The sequence below is a fragment of the Streptomyces sp. NPDC037242 genome, from assembly GCF_055604165.1.
The window spans coordinates 348,158-360,571 of record NZ_JBVJUY010000002.1 but is presented as its reverse complement, the minus strand read 5'-3'; the positions used below and the strand labels follow the sequence as shown (position 1 = coordinate 360,571).

General features: G+C 72.5%; 12 protein-coding genes. 5 read left to right on the top strand and 7 right to left on the bottom strand.

Annotated elements, in window-relative coordinates; genetic code table 11:
* Positions 1-2: 2 nt before the first annotated feature.
* Both ACZ7GJ_RS04520 and ACZ7GJ_RS04515 read right to left on the bottom strand, forming a co-directional pair.
* A complete protein-coding gene (locus tag ACZ7GJ_RS04520; RefSeq protein ID WP_470749321.1) occupies positions 3-1,022 on the bottom strand; it encodes an AAA family ATPase in 1,020 nt (339 codons plus the stop codon).
* A 64-nt stretch (positions 1,023-1,086) separates the two neighbouring features.
* Positions 1,087-3,207 (bottom strand): VMAP-C domain-containing protein, encoded by a 2,121-nt coding sequence (locus tag ACZ7GJ_RS04515; protein ID WP_470749319.1) that lies wholly within the window; start codon positions 3,205-3,207, stop codon positions 1,087-1,089.
* 104 nt (positions 3,208-3,311) lie between these two features.
* Here ACZ7GJ_RS04515 and ACZ7GJ_RS04510 point away from each other — a divergent pair, with 104 nt between their 5' ends.
* Positions 3,312-3,497 (top strand): DUF6104 family protein, encoded by a 186-nt coding sequence (locus ACZ7GJ_RS04510; RefSeq protein WP_470749317.1) that lies wholly within the window; start codon positions 3,312-3,314, stop codon positions 3,495-3,497.
* Positions 3,498-3,695: 198 nt separating this feature from the next.
* Here the strand turns inward: ACZ7GJ_RS04510 and ACZ7GJ_RS04505 are convergent, their stop codons facing one another.
* Positions 3,696-4,499, bottom strand: a complete 804-nt coding sequence (locus tag ACZ7GJ_RS04505) for a hypothetical protein (protein WP_470749646.1) — start codon at positions 4,497-4,499, stop codon at positions 3,696-3,698.
* A 153-nt stretch (positions 4,500-4,652) separates the two neighbouring features.
* On the opposite strand from ACZ7GJ_RS04505, the gene ACZ7GJ_RS04500 reads away from it, so the two are divergent.
* Complete coding sequence (locus ACZ7GJ_RS04500) at positions 4,653-5,585, top strand: DUF4097 family beta strand repeat-containing protein (RefSeq protein WP_470749315.1); 933 nt, start codon at positions 4,653-4,655, stop codon at positions 5,583-5,585.
* Position 5,586: 1 nt separating this feature from the next.
* Complete coding sequence (locus tag ACZ7GJ_RS04495) at positions 5,587-6,516, top strand: PadR family transcriptional regulator (protein WP_470749313.1); 930 nt, start codon at positions 5,587-5,589, stop codon at positions 6,514-6,516.
* Positions 6,517-6,531: 15 nt separating this feature from the next.
* Here the strand turns inward: ACZ7GJ_RS04495 and ACZ7GJ_RS04490 are convergent, their stop codons facing one another.
* The 4 genes from ACZ7GJ_RS04490 to ACZ7GJ_RS04475 form a co-directional block, all read right to left on the bottom strand.
* Positions 6,532-7,092 (bottom strand): Clp protease N-terminal domain-containing protein, encoded by a 561-nt coding sequence (locus ACZ7GJ_RS04490; protein ID WP_470749311.1) that lies wholly within the window; start codon positions 7,090-7,092, stop codon positions 6,532-6,534.
* The gene (locus ACZ7GJ_RS04485; protein WP_365918514.1) at positions 7,092-7,301 is read right to left on the bottom strand and encodes a helix-turn-helix domain-containing protein; all 210 of its coding nucleotides are present in this window, start codon (positions 7,299-7,301) and stop codon (positions 7,092-7,094) included. Before ACZ7GJ_RS04485 ends, ACZ7GJ_RS04490 begins: the two co-directional genes overlap by 1 nt.
* A 73-nt stretch (positions 7,302-7,374) precedes the next feature.
* A complete protein-coding gene (locus ACZ7GJ_RS04480; protein ID WP_470749309.1) occupies positions 7,375-8,337 on the bottom strand; it encodes a zinc-binding dehydrogenase in 963 nt (320 codons plus the stop codon).
* Positions 8,338-8,758: 421 nt separating this feature from the next.
* Positions 8,759-9,961 carry an NAD(P)-dependent malic enzyme gene (locus tag ACZ7GJ_RS04475; RefSeq protein ID WP_470749307.1) on the bottom strand — a complete coding sequence of 401 codons (1,203 nt, stop codon included), beginning with the start codon at positions 9,959-9,961 and terminating at the stop codon, positions 8,759-8,761.
* A 524-nt stretch (positions 9,962-10,485) separates the two neighbouring features.
* On the opposite strand from ACZ7GJ_RS04475, the gene ACZ7GJ_RS04470 reads away from it, so the two are divergent.
* Both ACZ7GJ_RS04470 and ACZ7GJ_RS04465 read left to right on the top strand, forming a co-directional pair.
* Positions 10,486-11,427 carry an ABC transporter substrate-binding protein gene (locus ACZ7GJ_RS04470; RefSeq protein ID WP_470749305.1) on the top strand — a complete coding sequence of 314 codons (942 nt, stop codon included), beginning with the start codon at positions 10,486-10,488 and terminating at the stop codon, positions 11,425-11,427.
* Between the two features lie 32 nt (positions 11,428-11,459).
* Positions 11,460-12,410, top strand: a complete 951-nt coding sequence (locus tag ACZ7GJ_RS04465; RefSeq protein ID WP_470749303.1) for an amino acid ABC transporter permease — start codon at positions 11,460-11,462, stop codon at positions 12,408-12,410.
* Positions 12,411-12,414 lie beyond the last annotated feature (4 nt).

The window sequence follows — 12,414 nt, the reverse complement described above, 5'->3', positions numbered from 1 at the left end:
CGTCACCTCGGGCGGTCGAGGCGCTGGATGAGCAGGTCCGCGAGGTCCTCGCGGGTGGGCGGCGCGGCGTGGTGGGTGAGGTAGATGGCGTTGAGCAGTTGGTCGGCGGCGACCAGCTCGGACTGCGAGCGGCTGAGGAACTCGCGGATCAGATCGGCCCCCAGCCGGGCCGCCTCCTCGCCGAGGTGCGCCCGCACCATGGTGGCGAGCCGCTTCTCCCCGGGCTGTCCGAGCTTGAGCTGGATGCAGCGGCGCAGCAGGGCGGCCGGGAAGTCCCGCTCGCCGTTGCTGGTCAGGATGATGAAGGGGAAGGCCCGGCACCGCACCCGCCCGTCGCGGACGGTCACTTTCGCCCCGTCGTCGGTGAGCACCTGCACCTCGGGCTCGCTGTCGGCGACCCGCTCCAGCTCGGGGAGGGCGAACTCCCCTTCCTCCAGCACGTTCAGGAGGTCGTTGGGCAGGTCGATGTCGCTCTTGTCCAGCTCGTCGATGAGCAGGACGCGCGGCCGCTCGGCCGGCAGCAGGGCCGTGCCCAGCGGCCCGAGCCGGATGTACTTCCCGATCCCCGGCGGGTCGGCCCGCCCCGCGGCGCCGCCGCCGCTGGCCGCGAGCTGCACGTCCTGGAGCCGGCCGATGGCGTCGTACCGGTACAGGCCCTCCTGGAGCACGGTCCGCGAGACCACGGGCCAGCGCAGCACCCGTCCGAGCTTCAACTCGTGGGCGACGGCGTGCGCGAGGGTGGACTTCCCCGTTCCCGGGTAACCGGTCACCAGCAGCGGCCTGCGCAGGTAGAGCGCGGCGTTGATGGCCTCCAGCTCCTCCGGCTCGGGCCGGTGCAGCTCGGCGGCCTGCCGGTGCGCCCCGAGGCGGCGCGCCACGTTCCCGTCGGGCTGCGCGGCTACCGTACCGGCCTGCGCCACGGGTCCGCCGTCGAAGTCCCGCCAGGGCGGCGGGTCTGGCAGCGCGGCGATCCCGTCGTGGGGCTCGCCGACCCCGCGGTAGATGAGCCATTCCTCGTTCACGCGTACCCCTTCCCTCGCGTCCCTCTCCCGCCCATACCGCCCACGGCGCCCGGGGTGCGGGCGGTCACAGGTCCCCCTGGAGCGGTTCGTCCTCCGGCAGCGGCCGCCCCGGGTCGTTCCAGATCAGCGCCACGCCCGCCGCCCAGTAGGCGTCCGGGTCCGCCCCGTGCACCCGGCCCCGCAGGGCCTGGAACCGCTGCGGCAGCACCGGGCCCCGGCCGGCGTCCGCGAACTCCTCGCGCAGCCCCCGGTGGTACGGCTCGCACGACACCCCCGGATCCGGCGGCGGCCGGCGGCACACCGCCACCGCGTACCCGGCGGCCCGTACCGCCGCCAGCGCCCCCAGCGTGGGCTCCAGCCCGGGCGCCCGGCAGTGCACCGGCACGGTGTTGTCCGCGAGCCCCGCCAGCCACCGCGGCGAGGGGCCGCGCGGCCGCCCGCCCGCGCAGTCGGCCCGCTCGTCCGGCAGCGGGCCCGCCTGGACCCGCTCCCAGCGCCGGGCCGCCGCCGGCGGGTCCGGGCCGTCCGCCGGGTAGCGGAACACCACCGGCCGCTGTACGCCCAGCGGCAGCCCTCCGGCCACCGTCCACTCGTCCACCGCCAGCCCGAACAGCTCGGTCGCCACGGCCACTTCGAGCCGGGCCGCCGCCTCGTGCGTGTCGCAGCGCCGGAACGCCTCGGCCAGCGGCGCCCGCAGCGCCTCCGGCAGGGCCGCCAGGGTGGCCCGTACGCCCGAGTCCACCGGTGTCACCCGGCCGGGCCCCGACAGCACCGAGACCCGCCAGTCGTACACGTCCTCCCAGCCGTGCGCCCACGCCTCCAGCAGCGCCGAGGGGCCGTCCGGCCGGGGCGCGGCCCCGTTGCCGCCGCGGTGGCCGTGGACGGCGAGCGCGGCCGGGGCGCGCCGGCGGTGCTCCCGCTCCGCCAGGCCGCGGTCGCGGCGCTCGGCCAGCTCCCGGCGCAACGGGCGCCACAGCCGCTCCGCCGTCGCCCGTACCCAGTCCCACAGCTCCTCGTCGGCGCCCGGGGAGGGCGGCTCGCGGTGGGCCGCCACGCTCACCTCGGTCGCGTACCGGAGCATCGCCGCGGCCTCACCGGCGCCGCCGGGCGGGTCGCGCAGCAGGCCCAGCCCGTCGCGCCAGCTCAGCGGGGCCGCCGCCGACGGGTCCGGCTCGTCCCCGCGCGCCGCCTCGACCAGGGCCCGTACGGCCTCCGAGGAGCCCGGCGCGGGCAGTTCGGCGAGCAGCCCGCACAGCGTGGTCCGCTCCCCCGCGGTGAGCCGCCCGCGCGCGCCGTACGGGTCGGCGTCGGGCGACGGCAACTCGCCCTGCACGTCGGTCCAGGTGCGGCGGCTGTTGAGGTCGCTGCGGTGCTGGTCGTAGTGGTACAGGTCGTGCGCCTGCATGACCCGGCGGTACGTCCCCACCTGCCCGGTCGCCGGAACCAGCGGCAGCGTCCGCAACTGCACGACCGACACGGCGAGTCCGCCGCCGCCGGTGTGGCGGCGGGCCTTGACCACTCCGACGACCTCGCCGGTGGCCAGGTCCACCACCGGGCCGCCGGACATGCCCGGCTCGATCTCGTCCTCGCCGCCGAGCCGGATCGCCGCGCCGTTGCCGGCGGAGCCGCGCAGCCGGGTGATCCGGCCGGTGATCTCGGGGGTGCCGAGGTCCTCGGTGACGCCGAAGTAGGCGACCTCGGCCAGCCGGGGCCGGGGCCGGTCGGTCAGCCATGCGCAGGCGTGCGAGACGGGCGCCAGCACCCGGACCAGCGCCAGGTCGGGCAGGTCCCACAGGGCCCGCCGGCCGGGGCGGTGGCCCTCCAGCCGCTCGGGCAGTACGCAGTCCACGCGCCCGGCGACGGTCCCGGTGGGCGCACCGTTCCCGGCGGGGCTCCCGGACTGGAAGGTGATGCCGACCTCGCGCCCGACCAGACGCACCGCAGCACCCCCTTCGCCGACCACGTGTGCGCACGTCAGGACCCAGCCGGGGGCGATGAAGAAGCCGCTCCCCCACGTGGGGCCGGACCAGCCGCTGCCAGAGCCTTCATACCCGCCGGAGGGGGCGTGGACGCGTACGGTCGCCGCACGGACGAGGGGCTCCAGAAGCTCGTAGGCGCGCGCGGGGCCCTCCGAGCGCCCGTCCGGCATCCGCTGGCCCGCCCCCCGCTCGCCCTTTGAGGCCATCAAGGCTAGCGCCGGGTGCCGGAGCGCGGGAGGTGTCTTCGGCAGGCGGATTATCCTGGCGGGAAACACCCCATCACGACCGCCTGTACGGCACGGAGCCCGACTTGTACTTCACCGATCGCGGCATCGAGGAGCTGGAGAAGCGGCGCGGCGAGGAGGAGGTCACTTTCGAGTGGCTCGCCGAGCAGCTGCGCACTTTCGTCGACCTGAACCCGGACTTCGAGGTTCCGGTGGAACGCCTGGCCACCTGGCTGGCCCGCCTCGACGACGAGGAAGAGGACGACGAGTAGCCGACGACGCTGAGGGGGCCCGCCCCCGCCCGGCACGACGCAGGGGCCCGACCGCAGCACGCGGCCGGGCCCCTGCGTCGTACGCCTGAGGCGGCGCCAGGGGGTGTCTGACGGATGTCCGCGGCGTCGCGACGCCCGGCACGCGCTCTCGCCGCACCGGACGCCGCTCCTTCCCCACGGACACCCGCCAGACACCCCCTAGTGCCCCGTACGGGCCCGGTCGTACGCCAGGGACAGCGCGCCGTGCGTGACCAGCAATCCGGCCGCCGCCAGCCAGCCCGGGCTGCGCCGGCGGGCCGCCCAGAGCATCAGGGGGGCGCCCGCCGCGAGCTGGGCGGCGCCCAGGCGGCGGGCCTTCGGGCCGCGGACCCACGGGCCGAGCGGCCCGCCCTCCACCACGTCGAGCTCGGCCCGTACCGCGTCGCGCCAGCCCGACCACTCCACGGTCTCCGCGCCCGGCGCGACCCGGGCCGCCTCCCGCAGCCGGTCGGCGGGCTCGCCGGGGGCCAGCCCTGCGGGCAGCGCCAGTCCGGCCCGGGCCAGCAGGGCGATCAGCCCGAGCAGCCGGGCGGCGCCGTCGGCCGCTTCGTCGGGGCGCGTGAGCCGCTCCAGTTCCTCCAGGTCCAGTACGGGGTCCAGCCCGAGCCGCGCCGCCAGCACCCGCATGGCGTCCGCGTCGCCGACCGGGCGGCCCGCGGGGTCCCACGCGTAGGCCGCGGGCCGCCGGAACCCGGAGGACAGCGCGAAACCGGTGTGGCCCGACTCCCACCACAGGCTCAGTACCGGCCAGTTGACGCCGATCGCGACCGCCGAGCCCCAGCCCGACAGCACCTCGTCCACGGACTCCTCGCCGCCGAGCCACGGCTTGCCCTCCGGGACCAGCACGCTCCACTCGCCGGCGGGGGCGAGGAGCAGGCGTTCGCGCAGCATGTGCGCGGCGGGGCGGGCGACGAGCGGCTCGGTGCGGCAGAGGAGCAGCCCGCCCGCCGTGGTCTGGGAGATCGACATGCCCACACGCTAAGGCAAATCATCCCAAGCCACCCAAACCAGATCTCATCAGCGCACTTGACTTCCCTCAACCGCGATATATCGTGTTGATGAGAAGACGCGATATGTTGCGTGCGTCGAGACCTTACGCCGAGGAGGATCAGCACCATGGCTGAGCAGAAGACGTGGTCGGTCGCCGAACCGCAGGAGCTCACCTTCGAGGAGCCGGTGACCGAGGTCCGCGTCCGCGTGGTCGCCGGCACGGTCAATGTCGTCGCGGCGGCCGGCGCCGACCGGGGAGCGGCCCGCCTGGAGGTGGCCGAGGTCGACGGACCTCCCCTGCACGTCGTGCAGGAGGGCGGAGTCCTCACCGTCTCCTACGAGGACCTTCCCTGGAACGGCGCCCAGGGCTTCAAGAAGTGGTTCGAGGGCAAGCCCTGGAAGGCCTGGTCCCCCTCCGACTCCGGCCGCAAGGCCTGGGAGCGCAGCGCCACCGTCACCCTCACCGTCCCCGCCGCCACCCGCGTGCAGCTGGCCACCGTCAGCGCGACCGTCTTCGCCTCCGGCATCAGCGGCGACACCGACGTCAACGGGGTCTCCGGCGACGCCACGCTGGTCGGCCTGTCCGGCCGGGTCAGGACGCACACCGTCTCCGGCGGCGTCGAGGCGCAGTCCGTGACCGGTGGGCTCGGCTTCCACTCCGTCTCCGGCGGCCTGACCGTGGTCGACGGCGCGGGCGGCAGCGTACGGGCCGACTCGGTCAGCGGCGACATGCTCATCGACCTGGCCCCGGGCACCGCCGAGCCGCGGCCGGTGGACATCTTCCTGAACTCCGTCTCCGGCCAGGTCGCCATCCGCCTGCCGCACCCCGCCGACGCCCGCGTCGAGGCCAACACCGCCACCGGCGGGGTCTCCAACGCCTTCGAGGACCTGCGGGTCTCCGGCCAGCTGGGCGCCAAGCGCATCACCGGCACGCTGGGGGCCGGCACCGGCACGCTGCGCGCCACCACCATCTCCGGCGCGATCGCCCTGCTGCGCCGGCCGCAGTCCGACGCCCCGACCGCCGAAGTCCCGCTCGCGCTCGACAAGAAGGTGCTCTGACATGCCGCCCGTCTTCGCCCACGGCCGCCTCCGCCTCTACCTCCTCAAGCTGCTGGACGAGGCCCCGCGCCACGGGTACGAGGTGATCCGCCTGCTGGAGGAGCGCTTCCAGGGCCTGTACGCACCCTCCGCGGGCACCGTGTACCCGCGCCTGGCCAAGCTGGAGGCCGAGGGGCTGGTCACGTACGCCACCGAGGGCGGGCGCAAGGTGTACTCCATCACCGAGGCGGGCCGCGCCGAACTGGCCGACCGCAGCGGCGAACTGGCGGACCTGGAGCTGGAGATCCGCGACTCGGTGTCCGAACTGGCCGCCGAGATCCGCGCCGACGTGCGCGGCGCGGCGGGCGACCTGCGGCGCGAGATGCGGGCCGCGGCCTCCGCGTCGGCGACGCGGGTGGAGGACGAGTCCTGGAAGGCGGCCAAGGAGGAGCTCCGCAAGGCCAGGGCCGAGTGGAAGGAGCAGGCGCGGCGGGCGAAGGACGAGAGCCGCCGGGCCCGCGAGGAGGCCCAACAGGCCCGCCGCCAGGCCAAGGAGGCGCAGGAGCGGGCCCGTGAGGAGGTCCAGCGCATAGCCGGCCAGTTGCAGGAGCAGTTCGCCAAGTCGGGCGGGGTCCTGGGCAGCCTGGCCGGAGCCTGGCTCGGCGGCGCGGGCACCTCCGGAGCCGAATCCAGATCGGGGTCCGGGGCCCAATCCGCGCCCCCGGCCGCGTCCGCCGCGGCTCCCGCCGCCGACTGGGCCGCCGACTGGGCCGAGGACCTGGTCCCGACCGGGGATCCGGCGCGGGACCTGGACCGGCTGCTGGACCGCTTCCGCGACGAGGTGCGCGACGCGGCCCGCGACCACGGCGTGACCCCGGACCGGCTGGCCGAGGCCCGCGCCCACCTGGCCGCGGCGGCGGCCGCCCTCACCGCCGCGCTCCGCACGCGGTAGCCGCGGACCCGGCCGTCAGGCCGCCAGGCCCGACTCCGCCGCCGCGTAGGTGACTCCGTGGTCCGACAGGACCTCGGAGGGGGTGCCCGGCCGGGCCAGCAGCGCCAGCAGCAGGTGCAGGGACGCGATGTGCCGGTCGCCCCGGCCCAGCGCGATGCGCAGGGACTGCTCCAGCACCTTCTTGGCGCCCTGCGTGAAGGGGAGGTGGCGGCTGTCCGGCTCCGGACGGCCGAGGGCCGAGCGGAGCGAGGAGCCGAGGGTGCGCCGGCGCGTGGCCGCCGAGGCCAGGGCGCCCTCGCCATGGGTCTCCTCGACCCTGGAGACGATCTCCGTGACGTCGATGCCGAGGCCGGCCAGCGCCGCCTCGTCCGCCTTGGACATGCCGCCCCGGCGGCGGGCTGCGGCCAGGTCCGCGCTCACCGCGGCCCGGTCGACGCCGAGCGGGTCCAGCGCGCCCGAGTCGAGCAGGGCGAGGAGCAGGTGTTCCTCGGTGACCGTGGCGGCCCCGGCCCGGCGGGCCTCGGTGACCGCGCCCGTCACGGCGTCGCGGGCAGCGGCGGTGAAGCGCTCGAACATCAAAGCCTCCCGTGCTTCTTGTGTACGGCCTGCCGGCTTACGCCCAGCTCGGCCGCGATGTCCTGCCAGGACCACCCCTGCGCGCGGGCACTGCGTACCTGAACGCCCTCCAACTGCTCCAGCAGTCTGCGGAGGGCGGCCACGGCACGCAGGCCCACGCGCGGGTCGCGATCACCGGCCCGTTCTGCGAGATCGGTGGCTTCCGTCATGCATGTCAATGTAGGTTGACGCACGGGAGGGCGTCAACCCCAGTTGACATACGGATCCGCGGAACGGGAATCGTCAGACGGTCAGGACCACCTTGCCGAACAGGTCGCCCGACTCCAGCTTCTCGAAGCCCTCCCGGGCCCGGTCCAGGGGCAGCACCTCGTCGATCACCGGCCGCACACCCGTCGCGGCACAGAAGGACAGCAGGTCCTCCAGCTCATCCTTCGAACCCATCGTCGATCCGACCACCTTGAGCTCCAGGAAGAAGATCCGGGTCAGCTCGGCGTGCGCCGGGCGGTCGCCGCTGGTGGCGCCCGAGATGACCAGGGTGCCGCCCGGCCGCAGGGACTTGACCGAGTGCGACCAGGTGGCGGCGCCGACCGTCTCGATCACCGCGTCGACCCGCTGCGGCAGCCGCGCGCCCGGCTCGTACGCCTCCACGGCGCCCAGCTCCACCGCCCGCTTGCGCTTGGCCCCGTCCCGGCTGGTGGCGAAGACCCGCAGGCCGGCCGCCTTGCCCAGGACGATCGCGGCGGTCGCGACGCCGCCGCCCGCGCCCTGGACGAGCACGGAGTCGCCGGGGCGGACGCCCGCGTTGGTGAAGAGCATCCGATACGCCGTCAGCCAGGCGGTCGGCAGGCAGGCCGCCTGCTCGAACGACAGCTCGGCGGGCTTGCGCAGGACGTTCCAGGCGGGCACGGTCACCTGTTCGGCGAAGGTGCCCTGGTAGCGCTCGGTGAGGATCGAGCGGGGCTCGTCGGGGCCGACCCCGTGACCGCTCTGGCCGATCACCGAGTGCAGGACGACCTCGTTGCCGTCCTGGTCGATCCCGGCGGCGTCGCAGCCGAGGATCATCGGGAGTTTCTCCTCGCCGAGGCCGACTCCGCGCAGCGACCACAGGTCGTGGTGGTTGAGCGAGGCGGCCTTGACGTTCACGGTCACCCAGCCGGGTCGGGCCTCGGGGGCCGGGCGCTCGCCCAGCTCAAGGCCGCGCAGCGGCTGGTCACGGTCGATTCGGGCGGCATAGGCAGCGAACATGCGGCCAGAGGCTACCGCCCAGTAGCCCTGATCGGCCAGAGGCGCCGGCCCGACGGGACGACCGAGCGGAACTTCTTGTTCGACCCTCAACCACCTGTCGTACCAGTCGGTTTGCCTACTCCTGAGTCACAAACGGAACGTCGAGAACCGTCCACGATCGAGGGTAATATTCAAGCCATGCGACGCGCTCGTCATGAGCCTGTCATCTTTTCGGCATTCCACCTTTTGCCGCATTTGCCTTTTCCCGCTTTTCCGCATTCCTCCGCGATGGCCGCCGGCTTCAGCCCGGCCCATGGTTCCGGACGGCGCGACCCCTCCCCGCTCGGGGGCGGGGAGGGTGCGCCAACCGTCCGAATGCGAAGGAGGCCCGGCCGGATCGCTCCGGCCGGACCTCCACCCGTACAGCTGCTCAGCCAGGCGCTCAGGCCAGGCGGGCCACACCGTCCGCCTTCGCCGCCGCGGCGACGGCCGCCGCGACCGCCTCGGCCACGCGCGCGTCGAAGGGCGACGGGATCACGTAGTCGGCGGCGAGCTCGTCACCCACGACACCGGCGATGGCGTCGGCGGCGGCGATCTTCATGCCCTCGGTGATCCGCGTGGCGCGGACCTTCAGCGCACCCGCGAAGATGCCCGGGAAGGCCAGCACGTTGTTGATCTGGTTCGGGAAGTCCGAGCGGCCCGTGGCCACGACCGCCGCGTACTTGTGCGCGACGTCCGGGTGGACCTCCGGGTTCGGGTTGGCCATGGCGAAGACGAACGCGTCCTTCGCCATCGAGGCCACCGCCTCCTCCGGGACCGTTCCGCCGGAGACGCCGATGAAGACGTCCGCGCCCGCGAGGGCCCGCTCCAGCGAACCGGTCTGGCCGGTCTTGTTCGTCAGGCCCGCGATCTCGGCCTTGACGTCCGTCAGGTCCGAGCGGTCGGCCGACACGACGCCCTTGCGGTCGGTGACGCAGACGTCGCCGATGCCCGCGTCCACGAGGATCTTGGCGATGGCGATGCCCGCGGCGCCGGCGCCCGAGATGACGGCGCGCAGGTCGCCGAGCGTGCGCCCGGTGAGCTTCGCGGCGTTGCGCAGGGCGGCCAGCGTCACGATCGCCGTGCCGTGCTGGTCGTCGTGGAAGATCGGGATGTCCAGGGCTTCCTGGAGCCGACGCTCGATCTCGAAGCAGCGGGGGGCGGAGATGTCCTCCAGGTTGACCCCGCCGAAGGACGGCGCGAGACGGATGACCGTCTCGACGATCTCGTCCGTGTCCTTGGTGGCGAGCGCGATGGGCACCGCGTCCACGCCGCCGAACTGCTTGAACAGAATGGCCTTGCCCTCCATCACGGGGAGGGAGGCTTCGGGTCCGATGTCACCGAGTCCGAGCACGGCCGTGCCGTCGGTGACGACGGCGACCACGTTGGACTTCCAGGTGTACTCGTTGACGAGCTCCGGCTGCTCCGCAATGGCGGTGCACACCTTCGCCACGCCGGGCGTGTACGCCAGGGACAGGTCGTCCGAGTTGTTGACCGGCACAGTGGCCTGGATTGCCATCTTGCCGCCCCGGTGCAGCGCGAACACCGCGTCCGGGTTGTTGTCCGTAACGCTGTCGCTGCGAGGGTTGACGATCTCCGCTGCCACTTTGTGTGACCCCTTAAGTCCTTTGAATCATTGAGGGTGGCCACTCCTGGTTAAGGGGTGGGCGGGCACCGCGTCCGTACTCCGCATCGACGGTTGGCCCGTCTCCGCGAAGGGGAGGTTCGTACGCGCGGGCGCGCCGCACGCGCGCCCTGAGCCCCGGATGAGGGGTGTAAGGATCTGTTCTACCTGAAGAACGCTCACCCAGACGAGTCGATTCCTGCTCGACCATAGGCCGCTTGTCCCGGTTTTGGCTAAAAGTCCAAACCTCTGTGTCCAATGGGCGAGACGCGCCGCAAATAGTGAGCCCAAAAGGGCTGGTCACGGGGGTTTGTGCGGTCTGGAGGGGCCTTGTCCGCAGTCCTGTTGGGTGGCCGGGGGTGTCCGTTATCTGATTTTGACCTGATGGGCAGCCTGAATGCGTCAGTCCGAATGGCAAGATGCCGTAATCACACAAGGTCGCGACACTCGATGGTGCGTGCCCGACCCTTCTCGGATGCTTTTCCACCAGCCGGAGGAACCAGCTCATGACCGCAAGCACCACCCGTCGTACGACCGCCGCCCGGTCCCGGATCGCCGCGGTCGGCGCGATCGCGGTCGCCGGCGCCCTGATCCTCACCGGCTGCGGCGACCAGACCGACGGCGGCTCGGAGACGAAGGGCAAGACCAGCGACGCTCCGCTGTTCGCCAAGCTGCCCAAGAAGATCCAGGACGCGGGCGTCATCAAGGTCGGCTCCGACACCGCCTACCCCCCGATGGAGTACATCGAGGGCGGCAAGATCATCGGCGTCGACCCCGACATCGCCAAGGCGCTCGAGAAGCAGCTCGGCGTGGAGTTCAAGTTCACCTCCGGCACCTTCGACGGCCTGCTCACCTCCCTGGAGACCGGCCGCCAGGACGTCGCCATGTCGTCGATCACCGACAACAAGGCGCGCCAGGAGGGTCTGGACAAGGAAGGCAAGAAGGTCGGCAAGGGCGTCGACTTCGTCGACTACTTCAACTCCGGCGTCTCCCTCCTGGTCAAGAAGGGCAACCCGCAGAACGTCAAGTCCCTCGACGACCTGTGCGGCAAGACGGTCGCCGTCCAGCGCGGCACCACGTACGAGGACACCTTCAAGGCCCAGGCCGAGAAGTGCGGTGACAAGAAGCTCACCATCGAGGCCTTCGACACCGACGCCGAGGCCCAGACCCGCGTCAAGGCGGGCGGCGCCGTCGCCGACCTGAACGACTACCCGGTCACCGCGTACGCCGCGAAGACCTCGGGCGGCGGCAACGACTTCGAGGTCGCCGGCGAGCAGGCCGACAAGGGCCTCTTCGGCATCGCGCTCTCCAAGGAGAACACCCAGCTGCGCGACGCCATCAAGGAAGCGCTCGACGCCATCATCAAGGACGGCTCCTACGCCAAGGTCCTGGAGAAGTGGAACGTGAAGGACAGCGCCGTGCCGTCCGCCACGGTCAACGCAGGATAGAAGTCCGAGCGCTCCACTGAAGGGCAGTCATTGTGACTGACAAGATCGACAAGGGTCCGGCCGCGACTCCGCCGGCCGGACCCGGCGCCTCGGGTACCCCCTACGAGGCCATCAAGGCAATCCCCGTACGCCACTACGGCCGCTGGATCAGCGCCGTGGTCGTCGCCGCACTGCTCGGCTGGCTGGTCTACGCCTTCTCGCAGGGCAAGGTCATCTGGGCGACGGTGGGCGACAAGCTGTTCGACTCCTCGGTGATCGCCGGTCTCGGCAACACCGTGGTCATCAGCGTCACCGCGATGGCGCTGGGCCTCGTGCTCGGCATCCTCTTCGCGGTGATGCGGCTCTCGAACAACCCGGTCACGAGCTTCGTGTCCTGGCTCTACATCTGGTTCTTCCGCGGCACCCCGGTGTACGTCCAGCTGCTGGTCTGGTTCAGCCTCCCGCTGATCTTCCAGTACATCAACCTGGGTCCGATCTACAAGAACGAGACCGTCGACGTCATGACGCCGTTCATGGTCGCCCTGCTGGGCCTCGGCCTGAACGAGGGCGCCTACATGGCGGAGATCGTCCGGGCCGGCATCCAGTCCGTCGACGAGGGCCAGAGCGAGGCCTCGCACGCACTGGGCATGACCCGGACGCAGACCATGCGCCGCGTGGTGCTGCCGCAGGCGATGCGCGTGATCATCCCGCCGACCGGCAACGAGTTCATCAACATGCTGAAGACCTCCTCCCTGGTCTCGGCGGTGCAGTACACCGAACTCCTGCGGGCCAGCTCCAACATCGGCTCCACGGCCGGCGCGATCATCGAGATGTACTTCGTGGCCTCCATCTGGTACCTGGCACTGACCAGCGTCTTCAGCGTCGGCCAGTACTACCTGGAGCGCCGCTACGCCCGCGGTTCGCTGCGCAGCCTGCCGCCCACGCCGTTCCAGCGGCTGAAGGCAAACCTGAACATGTTCCGCCGTACGGAGGTGGCGAAGTGACCGC